Annotated in this window: 27 protein-coding genes; 23 read left to right on the plus strand and 4 right to left on the minus strand. The window is 68.5% G+C overall.

All coding sequences use genetic code 11. The annotated features are described in order from the left end of the window. The first annotated feature begins 19 nt into the window (after nt 1-19). From BM199_RS00935 to pstB, 11 genes are all read left to right on the plus strand, one after another. On the plus strand, nt 20-358 hold the full coding sequence (locus BM199_RS00935; protein ID WP_091668021.1) for a YciI family protein: 339 nt from the start codon (nt 20-22) through the stop codon (nt 356-358). Nucleotides 359-362: 4 nt separating this feature from the next. Further along, nucleotides 363-1,631 carry an RNA polymerase sigma factor gene (locus tag BM199_RS00940; protein ID WP_091668024.1) on the plus strand — a complete coding sequence of 423 codons (1,269 nt, stop codon included), beginning with the start codon at nt 363-365 and terminating at the stop codon, nt 1,629-1,631. Nucleotides 1,632-1,694: 63 nt separating this feature from the next. Further along, on the plus strand, nt 1,695-2,150 hold the full coding sequence (locus tag BM199_RS00945) for a hypothetical protein (protein WP_091668027.1): 456 nt from the start codon (nt 1,695-1,697) through the stop codon (nt 2,148-2,150). A gap of 73 nt (nt 2,151-2,223) precedes the next feature. Further along, the gene (locus BM199_RS00950) at nt 2,224-2,673 is read left to right on the plus strand and encodes a hypothetical protein (RefSeq protein ID WP_143101737.1); all 450 of its coding nucleotides are present in this window, start codon (nt 2,224-2,226) and stop codon (nt 2,671-2,673) included. Nucleotides 2,674-2,767: 94 nt separating this feature from the next. Next, on the plus strand, nt 2,768-3,583 hold the full coding sequence (locus BM199_RS00955; protein WP_177242425.1) for a GGDEF domain-containing protein: 816 nt from the start codon (nt 2,768-2,770) through the stop codon (nt 3,581-3,583). Between the two features lie 1,080 nt (nt 3,584-4,663). Further along, entirely contained in the window at nt 4,664-6,118 is a 1,455-nt protein-coding gene (locus tag BM199_RS00960; protein WP_091668032.1) for an LCP family protein, read from the plus strand. Between the two features lie 95 nt (nt 6,119-6,213). Beyond that, on the plus strand, nt 6,214-6,879 hold the full coding sequence (gene phoU / locus BM199_RS00965; RefSeq protein ID WP_091668035.1) for a phosphate signaling complex protein PhoU: 666 nt from the start codon (nt 6,214-6,216) through the stop codon (nt 6,877-6,879). Between the two features lie 348 nt (nt 6,880-7,227). Then, entirely contained in the window at nt 7,228-8,331 is a 1,104-nt protein-coding gene (gene pstS, locus BM199_RS00970) for a phosphate ABC transporter substrate-binding protein PstS (RefSeq protein WP_091668038.1), read from the plus strand. Between the two features lie 107 nt (nt 8,332-8,438). Beyond that, nucleotides 8,439-9,386, plus strand: coding sequence for a phosphate ABC transporter permease subunit PstC (gene pstC, locus BM199_RS00975; RefSeq protein ID WP_091668041.1), 948 nt, complete (start codon nt 8,439-8,441; stop codon nt 9,384-9,386). Next, nucleotides 9,386-10,471 (plus strand): phosphate ABC transporter permease PstA, encoded by a 1,086-nt coding sequence (gene pstA / locus BM199_RS00980; RefSeq protein WP_091668044.1) that lies wholly within the window; start codon nt 9,386-9,388, stop codon nt 10,469-10,471. Before pstC ends, pstA begins: the two co-directional genes overlap by 1 nt. 27 nt (nt 10,472-10,498) lie before the next feature. After that, a complete protein-coding gene (pstB, locus tag BM199_RS00985; RefSeq protein ID WP_091668047.1) occupies nt 10,499-11,278 on the plus strand; it encodes a phosphate ABC transporter ATP-binding protein PstB in 780 nt (259 codons plus the stop codon). Between the two features lie 72 nt (nt 11,279-11,350). On the opposite strand, the gene mshD is transcribed toward pstB, so the two are convergent. Continuing rightward, complete coding sequence (mshD, locus tag BM199_RS00990; RefSeq protein WP_091668050.1) at nt 11,351-12,265, minus strand: mycothiol synthase; 915 nt, start codon at nt 12,263-12,265, stop codon at nt 11,351-11,353. Nucleotides 12,266-12,305: 40 nt separating this feature from the next. Then, a complete protein-coding gene (locus tag BM199_RS00995; protein WP_091668052.1) occupies nt 12,306-13,058 on the minus strand; it encodes a response regulator transcription factor in 753 nt (250 codons plus the stop codon). 162 nt (nt 13,059-13,220) lie between these two features. Between BM199_RS00995 and BM199_RS01000 the strand changes: the two genes are divergently transcribed. From BM199_RS01000 to BM199_RS01040, 9 genes are all read left to right on the plus strand, one after another. Further along, nucleotides 13,221-14,096 (plus strand): LmeA family phospholipid-binding protein, encoded by an 876-nt coding sequence (locus BM199_RS01000; RefSeq protein ID WP_091668055.1) that lies wholly within the window; start codon nt 13,221-13,223, stop codon nt 14,094-14,096. A gap of 35 nt (nt 14,097-14,131) precedes the next feature. Beyond that, nucleotides 14,132-14,572, plus strand: coding sequence for a TlpA family protein disulfide reductase (locus BM199_RS01005; RefSeq protein WP_091668058.1), 441 nt, complete (start codon nt 14,132-14,134; stop codon nt 14,570-14,572). Between the two features lie 398 nt (nt 14,573-14,970). Further along, complete coding sequence (locus BM199_RS01010) at nt 14,971-15,408, plus strand: DUF4395 domain-containing protein (RefSeq protein WP_091668061.1); 438 nt, start codon at nt 14,971-14,973, stop codon at nt 15,406-15,408. A gap of 43 nt (nt 15,409-15,451) precedes the next feature. Beyond that, entirely contained in the window at nt 15,452-16,300 is an 849-nt protein-coding gene (locus tag BM199_RS01015; protein WP_091668064.1) for a sulfurtransferase, read from the plus strand. A gap of 2 nt (nt 16,301-16,302) precedes the next feature. Further along, a complete protein-coding gene (locus BM199_RS01020; protein ID WP_091668066.1) occupies nt 16,303-16,605 on the plus strand; it encodes a DUF1416 domain-containing protein in 303 nt (100 codons plus the stop codon). Nucleotides 16,606-16,955: 350 nt separating this feature from the next. Further along, nucleotides 16,956-17,573, plus strand: a complete 618-nt coding sequence (locus BM199_RS01025) for a heme-binding beta-barrel domain-containing protein (RefSeq protein WP_091668069.1) — start codon at nt 16,956-16,958, stop codon at nt 17,571-17,573. Between the two features lie 12 nt (nt 17,574-17,585). Continuing rightward, nucleotides 17,586-18,197, plus strand: a complete 612-nt coding sequence (locus tag BM199_RS01030) for a 5-oxoprolinase subunit B family protein (RefSeq protein ID WP_091668072.1) — start codon at nt 17,586-17,588, stop codon at nt 18,195-18,197. Continuing rightward, the gene (locus BM199_RS01035) at nt 18,194-19,054 is read left to right on the plus strand and encodes a 5-oxoprolinase subunit C family protein (protein WP_245788061.1); all 861 of its coding nucleotides are present in this window, start codon (nt 18,194-18,196) and stop codon (nt 19,052-19,054) included. The genes BM199_RS01030 and BM199_RS01035 overlap by 4 nt, the downstream gene beginning before the upstream one ends. A gap of 2 nt (nt 19,055-19,056) precedes the next feature. Continuing rightward, nucleotides 19,057-19,470 carry a hypothetical protein gene (locus BM199_RS01040; RefSeq protein WP_091668074.1) on the plus strand — a complete coding sequence of 138 codons (414 nt, stop codon included), beginning with the start codon at nt 19,057-19,059 and terminating at the stop codon, nt 19,468-19,470. 4 nt (nt 19,471-19,474) lie between these two features. Here the strand turns inward: BM199_RS01040 and BM199_RS01045 are convergent, their stop codons facing one another. Then, on the minus strand, nt 19,475-20,332 hold the full coding sequence (locus BM199_RS01045; protein WP_091668077.1) for an aminodeoxychorismate lyase: 858 nt from the start codon (nt 20,330-20,332) through the stop codon (nt 19,475-19,477). Between the two features lie 72 nt (nt 20,333-20,404). On the opposite strand from BM199_RS01045, the gene ygfZ reads away from it, so the two are divergent. From ygfZ to BM199_RS01060, 3 genes are all read left to right on the plus strand, one after another. After that, nucleotides 20,405-21,532, plus strand: coding sequence for a CAF17-like 4Fe-4S cluster assembly/insertion protein YgfZ (ygfZ, locus tag BM199_RS01050; protein WP_091668079.1), 1,128 nt, complete (start codon nt 20,405-20,407; stop codon nt 21,530-21,532). An 89-nt stretch (nt 21,533-21,621) separates the two neighbouring features. Then, the gene (locus tag BM199_RS01055; protein WP_091669569.1) at nt 21,622-22,188 is read left to right on the plus strand and encodes an RsiG family protein; all 567 of its coding nucleotides are present in this window, start codon (nt 21,622-21,624) and stop codon (nt 22,186-22,188) included. A gap of 74 nt (nt 22,189-22,262) precedes the next feature. Next, nucleotides 22,263-23,285, plus strand: a complete 1,023-nt coding sequence (locus BM199_RS01060; protein ID WP_091668082.1) for an asparaginase — start codon at nt 22,263-22,265, stop codon at nt 23,283-23,285. Here BM199_RS01060 and BM199_RS01065 read toward each other — a convergent pair. Next, nucleotides 23,246-24,151 carry a DUF8083 family protein gene (locus BM199_RS01065; protein WP_091668084.1) on the minus strand — a complete coding sequence of 302 codons (906 nt, stop codon included), beginning with the start codon at nt 24,149-24,151 and terminating at the stop codon, nt 23,246-23,248. The genes BM199_RS01060 and BM199_RS01065 overlap by 40 nt on opposite strands. Nucleotides 24,152-24,297 lie beyond the last annotated feature (146 nt).

The following is a 24,297-nucleotide window of genomic DNA, read 5'->3' on the forward strand; positions in this document are numbered from 1 at the left end:
CGACCAGACAGGACAGACGATGCCGCAGTACGCGATTCTCATCTACGAAAAGGAAACTCCCGGCGGAGTGGCCGATATCCCGCCGGAGGTCATGGAAGCCAACATCAACGCCGGGGAGCAGATCGCGGCCATGGGCGTCCGGGTCGTGCACGAACACGGCATGCAGCCAAGTGCGACGGCGCGGACGCTGCACAAGGACGGCATGGTCACCGATGGCCCGTTCATCGAGAGCAAAGAGGTGATCGCCGGGTTCTTCGTCGTGGAGGCCGAGAACCTCGACGAGGCGGTAGCCGTCGGCAAACTGCTCCCGATCATGGACGGGGCCGTCGAGGTCCGGCCGCTGCTCGACTCCGCCTGACCGCGTGACCGGGGTCAGGCAGGCGCTCGCCGACGCGCACCGTCACGAATGGGCCACCGTGCTCGCCGCGACGGTGCGCGTCACCCGTGACATCGATCTGGCCGAGGAGTGCGTCCAGGACGCCTACGCCGCCGCGCTCGACTCCTGGTCCCGAGACGGTGTGCCTGCCCGGCCAGGAGCCTGGTTGACCACGGCTGCCCGGCACAACGCGTTGGACATCCTGCGCAGGGCCAGGACCCTGCGGTCGAAGCTGCACCTGCTGGTCGAGCCCGAGGCGTCCGGTGCGGCGTCCGGGGCAGGCCACGGGCAGGCCGACGACCGGTTACGGCTGGTCTTCCTCTGCTGCCATCCCGCGCTGTCCCCCGAAGCGCAGGTCGCACTCACACTGCGGCTGGTCTGCGGGGTGCCGACGCCGGAGGTCGCGACGGCGTTCCTGGTATCCGAGTCGACCATGGCGGCCCGGCTGACCAGGGCGAAGAAGAAGATCGCGGCCGCTCGAATTCCCTTCCGCATACCGTCGCCGGACGCGCTGCCCGGCCGGTTGGATGCCGCCTTGACCGCGATCCACCTGCTCTTCTCCACCGGCCACACCGCGCCCGCAGGCCCCACACTGACCCGCGACGATCTCGCCGAGCGGGCCCTGGACCTCGCGCGCATGCTGCGTGCGCTGATGCCGGACGAGCGCGAGGTCCGGGGGCTGCTCGCGCTGTTGCTGGCCAACCACGCCCGCCGGACCACCCGCGTCGGCGCGGACGGGCGGCTGCTGCCACTGGAGGAGCAGGACCGGTCGGCCTGGGACCAGCAGGTCGTCGCAGAGGCGCACGACCTCGTCCTCGGAGCACTTCGTGGCGGTCGTCCCGGTCGATTCGCCCTGCAGGCCGCCATCGCGGCACTGCACGCGAGCGCGCCGACGTACGCGGAGACGGACTGGGACCAGATCCTCGCGGTCTACGACGAGCTGCTGCGGGTCTGGCCGACGCCGGTGGTCGCACTCAACCGGGCCGTGGCTGTCGCGATGGTCCGCGGGCCGGCGGTCGCGTTGGCCGAGGTCGAGGAGTTGGAACAGGACCACCGGCTCGCCGGGTACCGCTACCTGCCGATGGTCAAGGCGGATCTCCTCCGCAGGCTGGGTCACGGGACAGCGGCCGCCGCGGCGTACGAAGAGGCGATCACGCTTACCGGCAACGAAGCCGAGCGGGCTTTCCTCGAAGGTCGTCTCGCCGAGGTGGCCCCGAACTCGCGGCACCACGACGGACCCGCCCGGCGTGCATGATCCGGCCCGCCCGTGGGCATCCCTGAGGACGAGGGACGTCCGTCATGGGAAAGGGGCCTGGTCATGCCGTACCCGACCACGGCAGCGAGAGTGCCACGCTGGCTGGCCGTCGCGCTGCTGGCGCTGTCGGTCACCGTCGCCTGTGGGGACTCGGCCGGCCCGGACAAGAACGCCACGGCCCAGGACGTCACCGAGAACGAGAACATCTTCCACGACGAGGAGTACATCGGGCAGCAGGTGACCGTCACCGCGACCGTCACCGACGTCATCGGGCCGAACTCGTTCGCGATCGGCGGCCAGGAGTACGGCGAGGACTCGCTGCTCGTGCTCACCGAACAGGGCACAGTGGACGTCCACAAGGGCGAGGTCGCCCACGTCACCGGCACGGTCGAACGGTTCACCTTCGCCGACTACGCCGATCTGTACGGACTCGATGACGAGCGGGCGTACGAGGCATACCACGACAAGCAGATCCTGATTGCCGAGGACATCCACCTCAGCACCCCGGATGTCCCCTGAAGCCTGTCGTAGGCCCGCCTCCGTAATTCGTCGGCGAATTTCCGCTGGCGCCCGGGGCACTAGGCTCGGCGCGGTGCGGACGAGGGCCGGAATGGTGGCGAGTGGGATCGCGCTGCTGCTCGTCGGCTGCTCGCCCCTGTCGAGCACGGCGCCGACCGCACGCCCCGAGACGGACACCGACCTGCTCAACCGCTACTTCGCTGCCTTCAACCAGGCAGCGGACCAGGGATCGGAAGCCCAGTTCGCCTTCCTCCGCACCACCCAGCATCCGGACTTCGCCGCGAGGCTCTGCGAACTCGACGGACTCACCGTGGACATCTATCCAGCCATGTCCTCGGTTCGACCTGATCCCGATTGGGCACCCGACGGAGCGAGTTCGCCACGCGGCACCGTCTACGTTGTCGGCGTCTCGCTCACTGTCCGCCGAGACGGAACGCTCGTCGGCGAGCAAATCGGTTCCCAACGGGTGGCGATCCTGGACCGAAGGACGTACGGATTCGCCCCCTGTTTGAACCCTCGGTAGCCAATCGTTGACACCTCGTCCGGTTGAGCGATCTTCACGTTCCACGCGTCCGGATAGCTCAAGGAACCGCTCCTTCTAGACGAAGGGGACTTGAGTGACGGAGGTAAACGTGGTGTCACAGGACAGTGCCTCGCTCCGCGCGAGTGAAGCCGACTCCGCGGACCTGCTCGCCGTGCACGAATCGATCGCGGGAATGTTCGCGACCCAGGGCAACTGGCGCAGGGCGTACGAGCACCTGCGGTGTGCGTACGACCTGGCCCGCGCCGAGCCGCGAATACCGGACCAGTTCCGGCTCGAGGTGGAGCAGCTGCGCCGCGAGCGCGCGCAGGCGCGGCAGGAGAGCCTGACCGACGCCCTCACCGCCACCTACAACCGGCGCTATCTCGATGATCGGCTCACCGGTTTGCGTACCGAAGGCAGGGCGCCTGCGCTCGCTCTGGTCGACCTCGACCTTTTCAAGATCGTCAACGACACGTTCGGACATCGGGTGGGCGACCAGGTGCTGCAGCGGGTGGTAGCCCTGTTGCAGCAGAGCCTTCCGCCAACTGCGTTCTGCGCGCGCTACGGCGGCGAGGAATTCGTTCTGGTGCTGCCCGACACCAGCGCCGGAGCGGCGATCGCACTCGCCGAACGGGCCCGCCTCCGCGTTGCCGAGCACGAATGGGAACAGTTGTGCTCGGGACTGACGGTGACAATCAGTATCGGCGTCGCACTGCAACCGGAAACGTTGCTCGACGCGGAGGACCAGCTGCTCGAAGCTGACTCCCTGCTCTATGCGGCAAAACGGGCAGGAAGGAATCTGGTGGCATACCGGCGGTACGGAACTATCCGTGTTGTTCGCACAGCCCGTAACGTCACTCTGCCAACAACACGATCTGAGGGCGCATATTCGTCACCCGAACGTGGTTGAACTTCGCACAAGTCAACCCTGCGTAAAAAAGTCACGGGATGGTGTCGTCACGAACGGCCGGTATCCGTACGATAACGAATGCTGCGGTCCCGGCGATCATGCAGTGCAGAATGCGTGCGAACCGGCCGGCCCCGCGCACGAATGTCCGAACGCAGTTTCGACATGCGTACAAGGCCGCCATGAGAAGTGGAGGGAGACTCGGTGCCAGACGACCACGGCGCTTCCGGTACCGGCCCTTCAGCCAGCAGTTTCGACGATTCCGGCGAGCCGAGCGGGCGCAGAGCGGCCAGACGCCGCCGTTCGATGGACACCTACGGCGGTATCAGCGTCTCCGAGGTCGTCGCACGCAGCTCAGGTCAGCCCCGCCACGCGGCGCCTCCGCCCCAGACCCCACCCCCGCCGGCCGCCCGGGCCCCGCGCGCTTCCACACCCCCGGCACCGGCGCCTCCAGCGGCACCGCCTCCGCCTCCGCCCGACCCCGGGGCGGTACGCCCGCCACGGGCACCGAGGACGGCTCGAGAAAGCTTCCCCGCACCGCGCCGCGATTCGGTGTCGCCCAGCCGCCCTCCCGCCACCGAGGCGGGCAGGCCGGTGCCGCCCGCTGATCGCCGCCCGATTCAGTCGGGAACCACGGTGGGCCGACGGCAGCCGAGGACCACCAACCTGCCGACCACCGGTGACGGTGAGCCCACCAAGACGGCCCGGCCGGTCCGGAAGGCCCCGCCGGTACCGCCGCCCGCGCAGCAGCCAGCTCCACAGGCATCGCCGTCTGCCCCCGCCACGCAGGTAACGCCTCCGGTGCGGCCACGTCCGCCACGGCCCCGCACGGCTCCCTCGCAACCACTGCCGCTGCCCCCGTCCCAGCCACCGCGTGCGCCCCGGACAACCCAGGTACCGGCTGTCCAGAACGGCGCCGAAGCTCCGGTGCAGGGCGAACGACCAGGCCCACCGTCCCGGCCGCAACAGCCGCAGAGCCCCGCGGGGCCGGTGCAACCACGGCCCGCGCAGCCACAGCGACCGCCACGACCCCGGCGCCCGCTCGGCAGGAGACCCGAGCCGACGGCCGAGGACCGGCTGACGATGACCGACCAGCTCGAGCCCGTCGGTGACGCGACGAAGGTCCGGCGCAAGATCGACGACTCGCTGGCGCGGTTCTCCGCGGCACATGACGAACTCGCCAAGGAAGAAGAGGAACGCAAGCGCCGCCGCGATCGGCTCACCTCCCGTCCCGTTCAGCTGCTTGAGCAGACCAGAACCAGACTCCAGCGTGTTGTGCTGCCCGTCCGCGCCGAGGACGAGGAGCAGGCGCAAGGGCAGGTGGAGCAACTCCCGGCCGCGGAGGACGAACAGCAGGCTGCCGGTGCGGGCGGCCGGAAGTCGGTCCGCACTCGCCTGCAGGAGAAGAAGCAGCGGCGTACCGATCGCTCGATCCGCACCGGCCGGATCACCGCCGTGGTGATCGCCGTGCTCGTCTTCCTGGCCACCGGGGCCGCGTGGGGTACCAAGACCTGGTTCAACAACAAGTTCAACGAGATCGCCGCACTGGACGAGAACTCCGCGGACATCCGCAACGCGGCAGGACAGACCGGTGACGAGAACTTCCTGATCATCGGCTCCGACACGCGGGCGGGCGCCGCGGCCGAGGAGCACGTCGGGGACACCGACGGGACGCCCGGTGCCAGGGCCGACACGGTGATGCTCGCCCACGTCCCGGCCGACAGGGCGCGGGCCGCCGTGGTGTCTTTTCCGCGTGACCTCGAGGTGGATCGGCCCGCCTGCCAGCGCTGGGATCCGGCCACCGGGACGTACGGCGAGGAGCTGGAGCCGGGCGAACGCGTCAAGCTCAACTCCGTGTACGCCCTCGGCGGCCCGAAGTGCGTCACCAAGCTCGTGCAGCAGATCTCCGGCATGCGGATGAACCACTTCGTCGGCATCGATTTCAACGGCTTCAAGGGAATGGTCGACGCGGTGGGCGGGGTGACCGTCAACGTCGAGGAGCCGATCAACGACGAGGTCCTCGGCAAGGTCATCGCCGAGACGGGCAAGGTGACGATCAGCGGTGACCAGGCCCTGAACTACGTCCGGGCGCGGCACGTCATCGGCGATCCGACCTCGGACTACGGCCGGATCAACCGGCAGCAGGAATTCCTGCAGTCCCTGCTGGCCAAGACCATGTCCCGCGAGGTGCTGTTCGACCCCGGCAAGCTGACGGCGTTCGTCAACGCGTTCGCGGCCTCCACGTTCGGCGAGAACCTCGGCATGGACGAGCTGCTGACTCTCGCGCAGTCGATGCAGGGCCTCGACCCCGGCAAGGTCAAGTTCGAGACCATCCCGACCGTTGGCGAGGCGAACGAGCGCGGCAACGAGGTGCTGCGCGAGGACATGTCGGACGAACTCTTCCGCGCACTGGTCGAGAACAAGCCGCTGCCCGGCGAGGAGGACGAGAAGCAGAAGTCGGCGGAGTCCGGCACCAGCTCGTCCGGCGATTCTGGGTCTTCCTCGGAGGTTTCCGAGGCCGCACTGCCCTCCCGCTGACGTCGCGAGGATCGGCCGGGAAACGTCAGACCCGGTTCATGTCGCGTTCATCCTGCGATGCGGCGACCGTCTGTTCATCACCGTAGGGTGTGAGCATGCGCGAGGCTTACCACGTCGAACTCGAACAACTGGCCCAGCACCTGGCCGGCATGTCCGCCCAGGTTGCGGATGCCATGGAGCAGGCCACAAAGGCTCTGCTGGACGCCGATCTGGCGCTTGCGGAGAAGGTGATCAGCAACGACGCGAAGGTGGACGACGCGCGCGCGGAATGCGAGGAGCAGGCATACGCCCTCCTCGCACTGCAGGCGCCGGTCGCCACCGATCTGCGGACGGTGCTGGCCGCCATTCACGCGGCCGAGAGCCTGGAACGGATGGGCGATCTGGCCCTGCACGTCGCCAAGACCGCCCGTCGCAGGCACCCCGACCCGGTGCTGCCCGAGCAGGTCCGGACCTACTTCGCTCAAATGGGCGACGTCGCGGTGAAGCTGGCGAGGCAGACCCAGGAGGTCATCCAGACCAAGGACGTCGAGGCGGCCCGCAGCCTGGAGTCCGACGACGACCAGGTGGACGACCTGCACCGCCACCTGTTCACCGTGATCATGGACAAGGAATGGCCGCACGGAGTGGCCGCGGCCGTGGACGTCACCCTGCTGGGCCGGTTCTACGAGCGCTACGCCGACCACGCCGTCTCGGTGGCGAAGCGGATGGTGTTCGTCGTCACCGGAAAGATGCCGGGCTACGGACCGGACGAGGAACTCTGAGCCCCTCCGCGACTCCGATTCGGCAGACCACACCCGATTCAGCCGCCCTGACGTGAGCGACCTCTCATCGACTACGAACCGTCACGCGAAGCCTCGCGTGACGGTTCTTTCGGTTTACGCCCTGCTCAGGACGTCCATTTTTCGCCCGATGGCTAACCCTCGGTAACTTCGCTGTGATGTTGCCGTGACGACCGTTCTTTGCCGAGCGTCGTTCGCCTCCCGTTCACCTTCTCTGCCCTGCGACGTCATGTCGCCCTCTTAGCGTCGCTGCCGCGAGGCAACATGCGATCGGCTGAACAGCCGGTCACAATGCCACGGAAATCCCGAACACTTCGAAAGAGGTCAACTGTGAAGCGTTCCACCCTGGGTCGCATTGTCGCGCTGCCCGCGGCAGCCGCCCTCACCATGGGGATCGCGGCCTGCGGCTCCGCCAACGAGTCGCCTTCGGGCAACGAGAACACGGATGGCGGATCGAGCCTGGCCGGCACCATCTCGGGTGCGGGCGCCAGCTCGCAGGACGCCGCGATGCAGGCCTGGACCGCGGGCTTCATCGGGCAAAACCCCGATGTGACCGTCAACTACGACCCGATCGGCTCCGGCGGCGGTCGTGACCAGTTCGTCAGCGGTGGTTCCGACTTCGGCGGCACCGACGCCTACCTCGACGAGGAGGAGCTGGCAGCCGCCAACGAGCGCTGCGGCCAGTTGGTCGAGATTCCGACCTACGTCTCACCGATCGCCATCGTGTTCAAGCTGGATGGCGTGAACGAGCTCAACCTCAAGCCCGCCACGATCGCGAAGATCTTCAACCAGAAGATCAACAAGTGGAACGACCCGGCCATCGCCGCGGACAACCCCGGCGTCGAGCTGCCGGACACGGCGATCACCCCGGTGAACCGTTCCGACGAGTCCGGCACCACCGAGAACTTCGTCGAGTACCTCAAGGCCACGGCCGAAGCCGACTGGCCGCACGAGGTCAGCGGTGACTGGCCGGTGCAGGGTGGCGAGGCCGCGCAGGGCACCTCGGGCGTCGTCCAGGCCGTCGCGGGCGGCAACGGCACGATCGGTTACACCGACGCGAGCCAGGCACGCGAGCTGAGCACGGTCAAGGTCGGGGTCGGCGACGAGTTCGTGGCCTACTCCCCTGAGGCGGCCGCGGCAGTGCTCGACGTTTCCGAGCGTGTCGAGGGCCGGGGCGACTACAGCTTCGCCTACGACCTCGCCAGGGACACCACCGAGTCGGGCACCTACCCGATCGTGCTGGTCTCCTATGGCCTCGCGTGCAGCAACTACGAGGACGCGAACGAGGCCGAGCTGGTGAAGGCGTACTTCTCCTACATCATCAGCCAGGAGGGGCAGCAGGCCTCCGCCGAGTCCGCCGGTTCCGCGCCGATCTCGGACACGCTGCGCCAGCAGATCAAGCCCGCCGTCGACGCCATCTCCGCGGGCAGCTGATCATCCAGAACACGCAGTACCCCCAGAGGTCCGGGCGGTCGCCACACCAGGCGACCACCCGGGCCGCTGGCCGTCCGGGCCCCACAACCTCAGAAAGGGACTGACCCGTGCCTCCCAGCACAGAGAGGAAACCCGTCCGCCGCAGGACGCGGCAGCGGCCGGGGGATCGCATCTTCGCCGGCGCGTCGACGGGGGCGGGAATCCTCATCCTCGTCGTGCTCGCCGGCGTTGCCGCGTTCCTGCTCGTCGAGGCATGGCCGGCCCTGGTCGCGTCGGACGAGCAGATACCCGGTGACGGCGGACTCGTAGTCTTCGTCTGGCCACTGCTCTTCGGCACCCTGATCTCGGCCACGTTCGCGCTGGTCGTCGCGGCCCCGCTCGCCGTCGCGATCGCTCTGTTCATCACCCACTACGCGCCGAGACGCGTGGCGCAGACCCTCGGTTACCTGATCGACCTGCTCGCCGCGGTGCCCAGCATCATCTACGGCCTCTGGGGCTTCACCGTCCTGGCACCGGCGACCGTCGGGCCGACGGGCTGGCTTTCGGAGAACCTCGGCTTCATCCCGCTGTTCCAGGGGCCGCCATCGGCCACCGGCCGGACCATGCTGGTGGCGGTGATCGTGCTCGCCGTGATGATCCTGCCGATCATCACCGCCGTGGTGCGTGAGGCGTTCCGGCAGACCCCGCGGTTGCACGAGGAGGCATCGCTGGCACTGGGCGCCACCCGCTGGGAGATGATCCGGATGGCGGTGCTGCCCTTCGGCCGCTCCAGCATCGTGGGTGCGTCCATGCTGGGCCTCGGCCGCGCGCTGGGCGAGACCATGGCGGTGGCGATCGTGCTCTCGGTGTCCGGTGGCGTCAGCTTCAACCTGATCGGGAGCAGCAACCCCTCCACGATCGCCGCGAACATCGCACTGGACTTCCCCGAATCCACCGGGATCGAGGTGAACGCGCTGATCGCCTCCGGTCTCGTCCTGTTCGCCATCACCCTGCTCGTGAACATGGCCGCCCGCGCGGTGATCAACCGGCGGCGCAACTTCTCCGGAGCCAACTGATGAGCACCTCGACCACCTCTCGTGGTCCGGACCAGGATCTGGACACCCCCCTCGGCGGCACACCGCTCAGCCACGGCTCACTGCCCCGCAGGGCACCGCAACTGACCATAGTGGCGGCGCTGGTCGTCGGCATCGTGCTGTGGCAGACCGGGATGAGCGTCGGCCTTGCCGGCGTGCTCGCGGTCGTCGGTTACACCATCGCGATCTACGTCTGGTCGCGCATCGTCGAAGGCCGGCGCAAGGCCACCAACCGCCTGGTCACAGCGATCGTCTACGCGGCGTTCCTGCTCGCGCTGCTGCCGCTGGTCTCGGTCATCTTCACGGTGCTGTCCAAGGGCCTTCCCCGATTCGACGCCGAGTTTTTCAGCTTCTCGATGCGCGGTGTCGTCGGCGAGGGCGGTGGCGCCTACCACGCCATCATGGGCACCTTGATCATCACCGCGCTCGCGACGGTCATCTCGGTGCCGGTCGGCATGCTGACCGCCATCTACCTGGTGGAGTACGGCAAGGGCAAGCTCGCGAAGTGGATCACGTTCTTCGTGGACGTGATGACCGGTATTCCGTCCATCGTGGCGGGTCTGTTCGCCTACGCCCTGTTCGCGCTGATCTTCGGTCCCGGTGTCCGGATGGGAATCATGGGTGCGGTCGCGCTGAGCGTGCTGATGATTCCGGTCGTGGTGCGCTCCACCGAGGAGATGCTCAAGCTCGTGCCCAACGAGCTGCGCGAAGCCTCGTACGCGCTGGCTGTGCCCAAGTGGCGCACCATCGTGAAGGTCGTGCTGCCGACAGCGCTGGCCGGGATCGCAACGGGTGTGACGCTGGCGATCGCCAGGGTCATCGGGGAGACCGCCCCACTGCTGATCACGGTCGGTATCACCTCGAGCGACAACTTCGACCCGTTCGACGGTCGTATGGCGACACTGTCGGTGTTCTCCTACTACGAGTACGTGAATCCCGGCGTCCCGCCCCAGCCCGCGCTCGACAGGGCATGGGCAGCCGCGCTCGTCCTTATCATTTTGGTGATGGCGCTCAACCTGATCGCACGACTGATCTCCCGACTGTTCGCACCGAAGACCCGCGGCTGACGCGGATCAACACCGATAGGAAGCACAGTGGCCAAGCGCATCGAGGTCAAGGACCTCGACATCTACTACGACACGTTCCTCGCCGTGCAGGGCGTTTCGATGACGATCCAGCCACGGTCGGTCACCGCGTTGATCGGCCCCTCCGGGTGCGGCAAGTCGACGTTCCTGCGATCCATCAACCGCATGCACGAACTCGTCCCGAACGCCAGGGTCGAGGGCACGATCACGATGGACGGTGAGGATCTCTACGGCCCGGGCATCGACCCGGTCGGCGTTCGCAGGCAGATCGGCATGGTCTTCCAGCGGCCGAACCCGTTCCCCACCATGTCGATCTACGACAACGTCGCGGCGGGCCTCCGGCTGAACAGCACCCGGATGAAGAAGTCCGATCTGGACGATCTGGTCGAGAAGTCACTGCGGTCGGCGAACCTGTGGGGAGAGGTGAAGGACCGGCTGGCCAAGCCGGGCTCCGGTCTCTCCGGCGGGCAGCAACAGCGGCTGTGCATCGCGCGGGCGATCGCGGTCTCACCCGAGGTCCTGCTGATGGACGAGCCGTGCTCGGCGCTCGACCCGATCTCGACTCAGGCCATTGAGGACCTGATGACCGAGTTGAAGTCCGAGTACACGATCGTCATCGTGACGCACAACATGCAGCAGGCCGCCAGGGTCAGCAACACGACCGGATTCTTCAACCTGCGCGGTGTCGGTCAGCCCGGCGAACTGGTGGAGATCGACGAAACGACGAAGATCTTCTCCACGCCGAGCAACCAGGCGACGGAGGACTACATCTCCGGCCGCTTCGGCTGATCTCCCGCACTTTCCCGGGAAAGTGCGCGGGCTCGCGTGCCCGCGTCTCGCACTTTCCCGGGAAAGTGCGACCTACCGGGCGTACTGGACGTCGACCTCGTAGCGCGTGAAACCGAGTCCGGTGTAGACGGACACGGCAGGGGCGTTGTCGCCCTCCACATACAGAATGATCTGCTCGAGTCCGCGGTCGGCGAGATGGCGCAGGCCGGCCAGCGTCAGCGCCTTGCCCAGTCCACCGCCCTGCGCGGCCGGGTCGACACCGACCACGTAGACCTCGCCGACCGGCTTTCCACCGAACCGTTCCGGGTTCGGCTCGTGCACCTTCGTCCAGTGAAAGCCGACGACGCCACCTGTCGCGTTCTCCGCGAGGAAGAACCCCGCCGGGTCGAACCAGCCCTCCCGCTCGGTCGCCCGCAGTTCGTCCGCGGTGAGACTGCCCTGTTCCGGATGCCAGTCGAAAGCACGGGCATTGACCGCGATCACGGCGTCCTCGTCCTGCCCCGGCCGGAACGTCCGGATGGAGACGCCCTCGCGAAGCGCAGGTTCGGGCCATTGCGCGTCCGCCACCTCGGCATGCATGACCAGCAGCTCACGAGCCCTGGTGAAGCCGGCCCGCTCGGCAAGCCGGGCGGCACCGGGGTGGTCGCCGTGCGACCAGACGCGTAACCGGTCCCGTTCCGCGCCTGCCTTGTCGACCAGCGCGTCGACCATGGCCGTCGCATAGCCGTTGCGACGGCGGTCCGGCCGCACGATCAGCTCCGCGACCTGCCTGCCGAAGGAGTCGCCGCCGGTGTCCAGGTGGGCGTATCCGACCAGTTCGCCTGCGACGTCCGCGAGCAGGTGCGCCCCACCGGTCAGTTCCGGGGGCAACGCCGTGCCCTCCGGGAGCTCCGGCCTCCCGTCGACGTCCCGTGCCGCGAGCAGCAACGCACGGATCCGCTCGACCGTCGCAGGGTCCGGGTCCTCGATCCACACCGCATTCAGCATGCGACCAACTTACCCAGCCGGGGTTGTGTCGCGACGGGGATCAGGAGTTGGAGAACTGTCCCCGCTGGACCTGCTGGGGCATCATCGAAGCGGTCGGCGGCTTCGCGGCGGCCCCCTTCGCGGGGCGTTCGAACTTGTAGCCCACGTTGCGCACGGTGCCGATCATCTGCTCGTGCTCGGGGCCCAGCTTCGCCCGCAGGCGCCGCACATGGACGTCGACCGTGCGGGTGCCGCCGAAGAAGTCGTAGCCCCACACCTCCTGCAGCAGCTGCGCCCTGGTGAACACCCGCCCCGCGTGCTGGGCGAGGTACTTGAGCAGTTCGAATTCCTTGTAGGTCAGTTCGAGTGTGCGCTTGCGCAGTCGTGCGGTGTACGTGGCCTCGTCGATCACCAGGTCCCCCACGCGCAACTCGGCGTCGGCCTGGGAGACGGCGCCGTCGCGCGTGGTGGCGAGCCGCAGCCGGGCGTCGACCTCGGCCGGCCCCGCGGTGGGCAGAATGATGTCGTCGGTCCGCCATTCGGCGCTGACCGCGACCAAACCACCCTCGCCGACGACCGCGATGACAGGCGTGGAAGCCTCGTCGTCACCAGCGCCCTTGAGCAGTCGGCAGAGGCTCTTCGCGGAGGCGAGATCGGTGCGCGCGTCCAGCAGGATCAGGTCACGGCCCCCCGCGTCGAGCAGTGCGGTGACCTCCGGAGCGCGCACGCGTACGGTGTGAGGCAGCAGATCGAGGGCAGGTAGGACAGTTGTCGCATCCTGTTCCGCCGTAAGCACCAGCAAGTCCAGGCTCATCGCCACACCGCCTTGTTTTGGATCGCCTCGGATTCGGCTTCGGGCCGGTGCTGAGTGAGAATAGCCGATGACAAGACCGGAGTCCCCAGCTTGACGACCGGATCACACCTGGTCGGGCAGGTTTGACAGGCGCGAAGACATGCAGATGACAGATCGGAACCGATTGTGAGCAGCCCCGTCACACAGCAGAACCGGCGCGGCCCCGCCCGTCCCGTCAAGCGCAAGGGACGGCGCACCAAGAAGATCGTCATCGTCCTGCTCGTGCTGGCCGGACTGCTGGTCGGGGCCGATTTCGCGCTCGCGGCCGTGGCTGAGCACACGGTCTCGCAGAAGGCGCGCGAGCAACTCGGGCTGACCGAGGATCCTTCGGTCACCGTGCACGGCTTCCCGTTCACCACGCAGGCGCTGTCCGGTGACTACCGCCACATCTCGGTCTCGGCGACCGGCGTCCCGGTGCAGGACACCCTGCGCGACGTCGGAGTCGCCGCGGAGTTGCGAGACGTGGACGCCCCGCTCTCCGACCTGATGGCCGGGAACGTGGACAACATCAAGATCAACGAGGTCGAGGGGCAGGTCCGGATCAAGGACAGCGACATCGCCAGGGTCGATCCGCTCGACAAGATCGAGAACCTGCGCATCGCACCGTCCACGGAGGACTACGTCCGGCACGGCGACGAGGGCGCCGTGGAGGAGGACGCCGCCAAGGAGGAGAAGGACGGCTCGTCGGCCGGTATCCGGTTGTCCGGCGAGGTGCAGATCGCCGGGGAACGGGTCGAGATCATCGCGTTCGCGATCATCGACCTCGACGGCAACACCGTGCGGATCAGCCCGGAGCGACTCGAGTTCGGGAATGGTCAGGACAGGACGGTTGTTCCCCCAGAGGTACAACAGACGCTGCTGCCGAGCTTCGAGGCGGACATCAGCACCGGTTCGTTGCCGTTCACGGTGACTCCCACCGACATCGAGGTGGAATCCGGTGCGATCGTGGTCAAGGGCACGGCCGAGAACGTGCGGTTCAGCGGGATGTCGGGCAACTGACTGGGGCCGGACACGGGGAGAGGATCGAACGCCGAATGACAGGGGTGTGGGTGCTGCTGGGCACGCTGGCCGCCGCGCTGGCCGCCGGCGCCATGCTCGCGGCGCGCAACGGCCGTATCCGGACGGGGAAGCGGCCGGAGCGCGCACTGCCCGCGGCGGTCGCCGAGGCGATCGATCCCGCCGCTGGAGTCACCCTGGTGCAGATCTCCACCACGTTCTGCGCGCCCTGCAGGCACACTCGCGCGGTGCTTTCCATCCTCGCCGAACGTACTGCCGGACTGCACCACGTGGACCTCGACGTGACCCAGCGGCCCGAGGTGGCCGAGGCGCTCGGGGTGCTGCGCACGCCCACCACGCTGGCATTCGACCCAGGCGGCAGCGAACTGCTGCGGATCGGCGGTGTGCCGAAGGCCGCGGCGCTGCTGGACGCACTGCGTCCGCATTTGCCCACCTCCCGCACTTTCCCGGGAAAGTGACGTACACCGCGCGTGCACGCACATCACTTTCCCGGGAAAGTGCGCGGCTGGCGCAGGTCGTGGACCAGGGCACCTCGCACTTTCCCGGGAAAGTGCGAGGTCAGCGCCCTGGGCGCGGCCCGGGGTCCCGGTATCTGGGACTCGTCTCACAAGATGAGCACGCTTCCCACTCTGAGGGAAGTCTGGGTACCCTGACCCTCGTGGACCGGCTGCCTATTCACTTGCTGACGCAGCGCCGCGCAGTGGACCTGTGCCGCGTGCGCAGCAGCCTGTGTCCACGCTCGCCGCGTTCGGGCGCGCGGTCCCTGCGCTGAGCAGGGTCTACCGCAGCCGACCTTCGCACCACCTGTCGAGCCGGGCGCATGTGCGCCACCATCTGTCCAGCCCAGGAGCGCCAGATGTTCGCAGGACCCGCCGTTGATCCCCGCGGGCCGCGTTTCGCGGCCGCCGTCACCACTGTCGTGCTCGCCGTCGTACTGGTGACCGGCTGGTGGCCGCTACTCGCCGCGCAGACGGTGGTCTTCGCGATCGGGGCGTTCGTCGGACTGAAGCCCGCTCCGTACTCGGTGCTGTACCGGAGTCTGGTCGCCCCACGCCTCGGGCCGACCAGCGAACGGGAGGACGCGGCTCCACTGCGCTTCGCCCAGACTGTGGGTTTCGTGTTCGCGCTCGTCGGGACGATCGGCTACGCCACTGATCTCATCACCCTCGGTGCCGTGGCCACGGCGTTCGCGCTGTTCGCCGCTTTCCTCAACGCGGCGTTCAACTTCTGCCTCGGCTGCGAGGTCTACCTGCTCGTCCGCCGGTTCACGCCCCGAACCGGCCAACCGTCCTAACTGGAATTGCTCGATAAACCGTAGAGAAAGAGAGTGCCGCTCCATGAGCCGTGAAGACGTCCTGGTCACTACCCAGTGGGCCGAGGAGAACCTGGACAGCCCCGGTGTGGTGTTCGCCGAGGTCGACGAGGACACCACCGCTTACGACGGCGGACACATCCGCGGTGCGGTGAAGATCGACTGGAAGAACGAGCTGCAGGACCCGGTGCGCCGGGACTTCGTCGACCGTGCCGGATTCGAGAAGCTGCTGTCCGAGAAGGGGATCTCGAACGACGACCTCGTGATCCTTTACGGCGGCAACAACAACTGGTTCGCCGCATACGCGTACTGGTACTTCAAGCTGTACGGCCACGACAAGGTCAAGCTGCTCGACGGCGGCAGGAAGAAGTGGGAACTCGACGGCCGTGAGCTGACCGCGGACGAGGTCAAGCGGGAGGCCACGAGCTACTCCGCTAAGGAGCCGGACACCTCGATCCGCGCCTTCCGGGACGAGGTCGTCGACGCCATCAACACGAAGAACCTCGTCGACGTGCGTTCCCCGGACGAGTTCACCGGGAAGCTGAACGCCCCGGCGCACCTGCCGCAGGAATCCGCGCAGCGTTCCGGCCACATCCCCAGCGCGGTGAACGTCCCCTGGGCGAAGACCGCCAACGAGGACGGCACCTTCAAGTCCGCAGAGGAGCTCGCCGAGCTCTACAAGGAGGCAGGCCTCGACACGTCGAAGTCGACCATCGCGTACTGCCGTATCGGCGAGCGCTCGAGCCACACCTGGTTCGCCCTGCGCGAGCTGCTCGGGCTCGAGGACGTGAAGAACTACGACGGATCGTGGACCGAGTACGGCTCGCTGGTCGGCGTGCCGATCGAAACCGGAGCAGGGACAGGAGGCAAGTGACGATGAGCGACGGTTGCGGCGCCCCGGCGCAGACGGCCACGGCGGCCGATATCGACACGAACGGTCAGGTGGTGGTCGCGGGCAAAGTGCGCGGCGGAGACGGCCCGCTCGGCGGAGCTTACGTCCGGCTGCTCAACCACGGCGGCGACTTCGTCGGTGAGGTGCAGGCCTCACCGGAGGGCGACTTCCGCTTCTACGCGGCGCCAGGACAGTGGACGGTGCGCGCCCTGCACCGTTCCGGCAACGGCGAGGCGAACGTGACCGCCGAAGGCCCGGGCCTGCACCAGGTCTCCATCGCCGTCTGATCCAGCCTGATCAAATCAAGGCCACCTCGCGTGCTCGGAGCACGCGAGGTGGCCTTGAGGGTTATTCACGATCGGCCGGACGGGGTGACCCGGAGGGCTACTCGCGGCTGGTCGATACAGGTGAGCTGTGCGCACCGGTGACGGTGTCGCGTGAATGTCGCGTGAATAACGCCCAGCTGTCCATTGAGTTTCGTGTTGGGCGCCACTCCGGACAGGTGCGCACGGAGGCAAGGGACTATTGTGCTGGCCGTGGAGATTCTGTTTACGACCCTGCTGCTGCTCGCCATCCTCGGCGTGACCTGGTTCGGCGGTTACGTCGTCTACCGGCTGTACTCGGACCAGCGCTGAGTATGTCCACCAGCGGCGACGACGCGATCGCGGCAGCGGCGGCTCGCGCGGAGAGCACGCGTGAGCGCAACATCCCGCAGCTGGACGATCTGCCGATCCCTGGCGACACCGCAAACCTGCGTCAGGGCGAGAACCTCAACGACGCCTGTCTCGCACTGCTGCCGCTGGTCGGAGTGTGGCGCGGTGAGGGTGAGGTCAACTACCCGACGATCGACGGCCCAAGGCGCATCGCGCAGCAGCTGACGATCTCCCACGACGGCAGGCCCTTCCTCCACCACGAGGCACGGTCCTGGCTGCTGGACGACGAGGGCAACGTCGTGCGGCCCGCGGCGCGGGAGACCGGCTGGTGGCGCCCGCAAGCCGATGACACGATCGAACTGCTGCTCACGCACTCCAGCGGCATCCTCGAACTCTTCTACGGCAAACCCCGCGGCCAGTCCTCCTGGGAGCTGGGCACGGACGCCGTGATCCGCACCTCCACCGCCAAGGAGGTCACCGGCGCGCAGCGGCTCTACGGCCTGGTGAACAACGGCGACCTCGGCTATGTCGAGGAGCGCGCGATGGTCGGCGAGCCGATGCAGCCGCACGTGTCGCTCTATCTGCGCCGCGTGGTGGGCTGAGCCACTCAGCACATGCGGTGGCGGCGGTACGGCCCGGATGCGACTCTGCTCGACTGCGACTCGCTGGAGCAGATGAGCGCCGTACGTGCGGTGGTGTCCGCCGCGGGCCCGGAACACGTCACCGAACTGGTTCCCGGGGCCCGCAGCCTGTTGATCGCCAGCCGCGACGGCGAGCGCGGACTCGCCGCGATCCGCGCGCTCGTGGAGTCGGCGGATCTCGCCCACCCACCGACGGTCGGTGGCCGGGAGGTCGTCCTCGACGTGCGCTACGACGGCGCGGACCTGGACCTGGTCGCCGAAACGGCAGGCATCGGCGTCGACGAGGTGGTCGAGTTGCACACCGGCGCGGAGTACCGGGTCGCCTTCACCGGTTTCGCACCGGGCTTCGGTTACCTCACGGGCCTCCCCGAGCCACTGCGCCAGGCAAGGCTGCGCACCCCCCGCACGAGTGTTCCCGCCGGATCGGTGGCGATAGCGGGTGAGTTCACCGGCGTCTACCCGCGGTCGTCGCCCGGTGGCTGGCGGCTTGTCGGCCATACCGAGGCCGTGCTGTTCGACCCACGTGCCGAACGGCCCGCCCTGCTCGCTCCCGGGGACACCGTGCGCTTCCGGAGCCTGCCGTGAGGCGCGTGGAGATCCTCGATCCCGGCCCGAGCGCGCTGATCCAGGACCTGGGCAGGCCAGGGCACGCGCATCTGGGCGTACCGCCGTCCGGGGCGCTGGACCAGCCTGCCCTGCGGCTGGCGAACCGGCTGGTCGGCAACCCGGAGGGCGCGGCAGGGGTGGAAGCTCTCCTCGGCGGGCTCCGGCTGCGCGCGGACGTCTCCTGCACGGTCGCGGTGACCGGCCCATCGGTGCCGGTGCTGATCGACGGCCGGGAGGTCGGCTCGCACGTGGCACTGCATCTGCGCCCGGCGCAAACGCTTGTGCTGGGCACGCCCGCGGCCGGTCTGCGCTGCTATCTGGCCGTGTCCGGCGGCATCGCCGCATCCGCCGAACTCGGCAGCCGGTCCACGGACGTGCTGTCCGGCATCGGGCCCCCGCCACTGGAGGCGGGTGACCTGCTGGTTCTGGGCACGGACACCGGAGTACCGACCGGTGCGGACACGCTGGCGCCGCCGATCCCGAGGGCGGACCTGACGGTGCCCGTGCTGCTCGGTCCCCGCGACGACTGGTTCACCGGGCCAGCGGCAGCCCTCGCGACGACATGGACCGTCACCTCCGAATCCAACCGCGTCGGCCTGCGACTCGACGGCACCGCACTGCGCCGGGCGCCCGAGCGGACGGACGCGGAACTGCCCAGCGAGGGCATCCTCACGGGCGCGATCCAGGTCCCGCCGAGCGGCCTGCCCGTGGTGTTTCTGGCCGATCACCCCACCACGGGCGGCTATCCAGTGGTCGCGGTGGCGCATCCGGACGCCCTGCCCGCCCTCGGACAGGCGCGGCCAGGAACCTCTGTGCGCTTCCGAACGTCATTCTGAGTATGGAAGAGGTCACGGTCAGCGGCGGAACGGGCGTCCTCGACGTCGTGGACGGACTACCTCCGGCGAAGCGGCCCGAACTGGGGGCGAACCTGCGGATCGCGCTGGCCACCGGACAGATCCGCAAGCCGTTGCGCGACACGCTGAGGCCACTGCTCGATCTGCTGACCGACGGCGAGTACGAACTCAGCGACGACACGTTCCTACCGCCGGGGAACTGGCCGTCCGTGGAGCACGCACGCGTCGAGTACTACCGCTCGGCGATCCGGGCCGGCCACCGGCCGGCCGCTGTGCTGGTGGACCGCGCGGGCCATCCCGGGTACGTGCTGGACGGCCTGCACAAGGTCACCGCCTACCTCGCCGAGGACGTGACGCCGAGAGTGATCCGCATCCGCCGCATCCCGGCACCGGCCTGACCGGTCAGGAGTACACGGACTCGTAGGCCTGCGCGATCTCGGCGTGCACGGTGGTGGAGTCCTTCAGCGCCTCGCCGTCGAGGGTGTGCACCCGAGTCACCTTCCTCGCCGAGGAGGCGAGGAAGACGCCGTCGGCCGTGCGCAGGTCCTCGACCCGGAGTGGTTCGATCTTGGTGCTCCACCCCGCGCGCTCGGCTCCGCGGAACAACCCGGCCTGCGTCGTCCCCGGCAGGATGCCGATGGTGGCGGGCGGCGTGTACAGCGTGCGGCCACGGGCGATCACGACCGTCGAGGTCGGCCCCTCCAGCACCGAGCCGTCGCCGGCGAGGAAAATGACGTCCGAAGCCCCCCTGCGCGCGGCCTCGCGGCCCGCCGCCATGTTCACGGCGTAGGACAGGGACTTGGCACCCAGCAGCAGCCACGGCGCACGCTCGGCGAGCCCGGTGTCGACACCACGATCGAGGGTAATTGCCGCAACACCCTCGGTGCGGGCGCGGATCACCTTCTCATCGATCTCGAAACCGAGTGCGAATCCCGTTGGTGCCGCGGCGGGATCACCCTCGAGCCCCCGGGTGTAGACCAGCTTGAGCCCGAACTCCGCCGGCCCGCCACGCTCGACCCAGGTCTCGATCACCTTGTGCGACAAGCGTTCCCAGGTCGGACCATCGGGTTCGGGCAACTCGAGCATCGAGGCCGACCTGGCGAGCCGGTCCAGGTGCGGCCAGAGTTCCCTCGGCCTGCCGTCGACGACGAGGATCGTCTCGAAAATTCCGTCGCCACGCAGCAGACCGAGATCGTTGACCCGGATGTGGGCGGCGTCCGGGTCGGCCAGTGTTCCATCGGTGAAGGCGAGCACGCGCATACCCGTGACACTACTCAGCCTTACGTGAATCGCGCCGGATGTGCCCAACCATCCTGGCCTACCATCGAATACATGAGCTATCACTCGCCCCTGCTGGAGCTGCCCGGATCAATCGCGGCACCAGAAGGCCATCCCGATGAGGGCGTGCCGTGGCACTGGGGTGATCCGTTCGCCGAACAGCGCACCGCCGTGCGCTCAGCCGCCGTCGTGGACCGCTCGTACCGGGAGGTCCTCGCGGTGCGGGGAGAGGAGCGGCTGTCCTGGCTGCACCTGGTGATCTCCCAGCACGTCACCGGGCTCGCGGAGGACAGCGGCACCGAGGCCCTCGTGCTGGACAGCTACGGCCGGATCGAGTCGCATCTGGTCCTGGCACACGTCGGCGGTGCGGTCTACCTGGACACCATGCCGGGGGCGGAGATCACCAGCGCGCTGCCGAAGGGCGGCCCGCAGAGCCCGCTCGAGTACTTCGAGGCGATGAAGTTCTGGTCCAAGGTGGAGATCTCCGACGTCACGGACGAACTCGCCACTCTCACCCTGCTCGGCCCCGAGATCCCGGGCATCCTCACCGCACTGGACATCGAACTGGGCGAGGAGCCGTACAGCGTCACGGCGTTCCCCGGCGGTTTCGCCCGCCGCATGCCCTGGCCCGGCCGCAGCAGCGTGGACCTGCTCGTCCCGCGCGGCGAGGTGGTGCGCTGGTGGACGCGGATCACCGATGCGGGTGCACGACCGGTGGGCAGCTGGACGTTCGAAGCGTTGCGGGTCGAGTCCCTGCGCCCCCGTCTCGGCATGGACACCGACGAGCGAACGATCCCGCACGAGGTCAACTGGATCGGCTCGGCGGCGCACGTGGCCAAGGGCTGCTACCGGGGGCAGGAGACGGTGTCGAAGGTGCACAACGTCGGCAGGCCGCCCCGGCACCTGTTGCTGCTGCACCTGGACGGTTCCCCGGAGATCACCCCGGAGACGGGCGACCCGGTGAAACTCGGTGATCGCACCGTGGGCCGTGTCGGCAGCGTGGTCCAGCACCACGAACTCGGCCCGATCGCACTGGCGCTGGTGAAACGCTCCGCCCCGGTGGACGCGGAGTTCCTCACCGGCACGGAGGACCGGGTCGTGCAGGCCGCGGTCGACCCCGACTCCGTTCCGGAGGAGGGCGAGGCGCCCGGCCGGGCCGCGGCCAAGTCCCTGCGGGGCTGACCGGACGGGGCGCGTTTCAGACAGCGGCTGAGGGTGGTTCAGACAACCAGCCCTGGCGCACCCAACCGATGTAGAGCAGGATGGCGACCGTGATCGAAGTCCGGCCCGGTGGGCGTCGACGTATCGACCGCGTCCTCGACGCCGACTACGTGCGCGACCTCGGCGAGCTCGCGCTCACCACCCTGCGCGAACGCCGGAACGAGGCGGCGCAGGAGGAGACGGATCTGTCCTACCTGCGCAGACTGCTGCACGCCCGGATCGACATCGTCCTTGCCGAGCAGGCACGGCGCACCTCGGGCGGGCGCAGCGTGGTCGACCAGCTGGCCACGATCCTCGCCGACAACGCGCTCGGCCCGGCCAACGGTTCCGGCAGGCATCAGCCGTTGGAGCCCTCCCGTGCCGGTGACCACAGGAGGCAGGCCGAGGCACTGGTCGGGGACTCGGACCTGTCCGACGTCACCTCGTTGAGCGATGACAAACTGCTCGGGACCCTGGCCGATTACCGCGAGCAGGAAGTATCGGTCTCGCAGCGGCGCCGCGAGGTGCAGTGCGTGGTGGACACCATCAACGCCGAGATCGCCGGCCGGTACGCGCAGGGCACGGCGTCGGTCGACGAGCTGATCAGCCGCGAACGCGGCTGGCCCGGAAAGGAATAGTTACAGCGTCGCCGAACTTGCAACCAGGTAGTCCCACCATGCGCGCTTAGCCGAGAAGGAACAGTTACACCCCGTTGAACACCTCAAGTCTCACCGCAGCGGCCAATCCTGCCCTGGTCGAGGTTGTCCGCTCCGGTTTCGTGGAGAGCGTGCACCACGGTGCCCTCGTGATCACCAACCCCGACGGGTCGGTTCGCACCGCCGTCGGCGACGTCGACATCCCGGTCTTTCCCCGGTCGTCGAACAAGCCGTTGCAGGCGCTCGGCATGCTCAGGGCCGGTCTGGAGATCGGCGACGCCGACCTGGCGCTGGCCTGCGCCTCGCACAACGGCGAACCCGGCCACATCGACCGGACACTGACGTTGCTCGCCGCGCACGGTCTCGACGAGCAGACGCTGCACTGTCCGCCGGACTATCCGCTGCACGAGGCGAGCAGGGTGGCCGCGATCCGCGACTGGCCCGGCAAGCGCAGGGCGGCGATGAACTGCTCCGGCAAGCACGCAGGCATGGTCGTCACCTGCGCCCAGCGCGGGTGGCCGCTCGAGAACTACGAGGACGCGGGACACGAACTCCAGCAGGTCATCGCCGAAACGGTCGCCGAGCTCACCGGTGACCCGATCGCCGCGACCGCGGTGGACGGCTGCGGCGCACCGCTGTTCGCCTTCTCCCTGACCGGCCTCGCCCGCGCGTTCGGCAGGCTCGTCACCGCAGGGGAAGGCCCCGAACGACGTGTCGCCGACGCCATGCGGGCGCACCCGTGGCTGGTGGCGGGTACGGGCCGCGAGGACACGTTGCTGATGCTCACCGTGGAAGGCCTGTTGGCCAAGGGCGGCGCGGAAGGAGTGCATGCGATCGCGCTGCCGGACGGCACGGCCATCGCCCTGAAGGTGGACGACGGAGCGCAGCGACCGCGCAATCCCCTGCTGGTCGCGGCGCTCGACGCGCTCGGCGCGCTACCGGACAACCCGGCGGCCCGGTCCGTCCTCGACGGACTCGGCCGGGGCGACGGCGAGGTTCTCGGCGGTGGGCTACCGGTCGGCGAGCTGCGCCCGACCGATCAGTTGAGGCGTTCCCTCGAGGCGAGCTCGCTCCAGTAGTCCCGCAGATCCTGGAACAACTCGGCGAGTTCCTCGACGTCGCCGGTACGCAGCGAGTCGAGGATCCGGTGCACCTCCTCCGCGGAGGTGTCCGTGTCCAGGATGGGGTCGGAGATCAGCTGCACCAGGCCGCCGTAGTCCAACTCGACAGCGGAGTCGTCGTGGAAATGCTCCAGCCAGCGACCGGTCTCCGCGAGCACCCTGCCGGGGCCCGAGTCGCCGATGCTGTTCTCCACCAGCTTCCGCGCCTCGGAGACGCGCCTGCGTGCGTCCGCCATCGCCACCCGCCAGGACAGCTCCCGCTGCGGGTCGTGACGTCCTGAGCCCAACACCAGGCGCCGCTCATCCGGATCGACCAGGGCGAACCACGGCAGCGGAACGGTCCACGTGGTGGAAAGCACGTGCATGGCCGAACGGTGCAGGTCGCCAAGCGCGGCGCTGGTGCGTGCCCGGACCGACTCGACACTGACGCCGCCCGCGTTGAGCACGGAATCGCGCAGTGTCGGGTGCGCGTCGCCGACGAAGCTGGCGAGCGCCGCGGCCGAACGGGCCCGTAGTTCGAGTGGGCAGACGAGCGGTCCTGGACCGACTGTCACATCCGGACTCGCCGGCACCTCGGCCGGATCCAGCACCAGCACGTCGGTGGTGGTACTCGGCGCGGCCCTGCCGTCGGCGAGTTCGGCAGGCAGGAGCCGGGCAGGAGCGGCGGTCTGTGACTTGAGCCACATGAGCTGCTCGCGTTCCCCGGCGGACGCCCTGGTCAGCTGGGCAGTCTCGACAGCCTTGACCAGCCGCGGGTCCGGCGGGTCGCCGAACGCTGAGAGTGGCTCGTACACCCGCAAGTACGCCACGAACGGTCGAAGCACAGGAGAATCGTGGCACGTGCGCCGTGGATGGCAACCACCGGCTTGCCGCATCGCGTGCCGGACGAGCGGGCGCCCCGAGTGGCACTGTCCGCGACCGGAGGGCAACCCGTCGAGGGTGTCGGATCCCGCACACCGTGCCGCATCGC

It is taken from the genome of Amycolatopsis marina (assembly GCF_900111885.1).
In the GTDB taxonomy this organism is placed as follows: domain Bacteria; phylum Actinomycetota; class Actinomycetes; order Mycobacteriales; family Pseudonocardiaceae; genus Amycolatopsis; species Amycolatopsis marina.

Bases quoted from the DNA above. Each gene is read 5' to 3' on its own strand.
- BM199_RS00935 (WP_091668021.1), top strand. From the start codon at position 20: ATGCCGCAGTACGCGATTCTCATCTACGAAAAGGAAACTCCCGGCGGA.
- BM199_RS00945 (WP_091668027.1), top strand. From the start codon at position 1,695: ATGCCGTACCCGACCACGGCAGCGAGAGTGCCACGCTGGCTGGCCGTC.
- BM199_RS00960 (WP_091668032.1), top strand. From the start codon at position 4,664: ATGACCGACCAGCTCGAGCCCGTCGGTGACGCGACGAAGGTCCGGCGC.
- phoU (WP_091668035.1), top strand. From the start codon at position 6,214: ATGCGCGAGGCTTACCACGTCGAACTCGAACAACTGGCCCAGCACCTG.
- pstA (WP_091668044.1), top strand. From the start codon at position 9,386: ATGAGCACCTCGACCACCTCTCGTGGTCCGGACCAGGATCTGGACACC.
- mshD (WP_091668050.1), bottom strand. From the start codon at position 12,265: ATGCTGAATGCGGTGTGGATCGAGGACCCGGACCCTGCGACGGTCGAG.
- BM199_RS00995 (WP_091668052.1), bottom strand. From the start codon at position 13,058: ATGAGCCTGGACTTGCTGGTGCTTACGGCGGAACAGGATGCGACAACT.
- BM199_RS01005 (WP_091668058.1), top strand. From the start codon at position 14,132: ATGACAGGGGTGTGGGTGCTGCTGGGCACGCTGGCCGCCGCGCTGGCC.
- BM199_RS01010 (WP_091668061.1), top strand. From the start codon at position 14,971: ATGTTCGCAGGACCCGCCGTTGATCCCCGCGGGCCGCGTTTCGCGGCC.
- BM199_RS01015 (WP_091668064.1), top strand. From the start codon at position 15,452: ATGAGCCGTGAAGACGTCCTGGTCACTACCCAGTGGGCCGAGGAGAAC.
- BM199_RS01020 (WP_091668066.1), top strand. From the start codon at position 16,303: ATGAGCGACGGTTGCGGCGCCCCGGCGCAGACGGCCACGGCGGCCGAT.
- BM199_RS01025 (WP_091668069.1), top strand. From the start codon at position 16,956: ATGTCCACCAGCGGCGACGACGCGATCGCGGCAGCGGCGGCTCGCGCG.
- BM199_RS01030 (WP_091668072.1), top strand. From the start codon at position 17,586: ATGCGGTGGCGGCGGTACGGCCCGGATGCGACTCTGCTCGACTGCGAC.
- BM199_RS01040 (WP_091668074.1), top strand. From the start codon at position 19,057: ATGGAAGAGGTCACGGTCAGCGGCGGAACGGGCGTCCTCGACGTCGTG.
- BM199_RS01045 (WP_091668077.1), bottom strand. From the start codon at position 20,332: ATGCGCGTGCTCGCCTTCACCGATGGAACACTGGCCGACCCGGACGCC.
- ygfZ (WP_091668079.1), top strand. From the start codon at position 20,405: ATGAGCTATCACTCGCCCCTGCTGGAGCTGCCCGGATCAATCGCGGCA.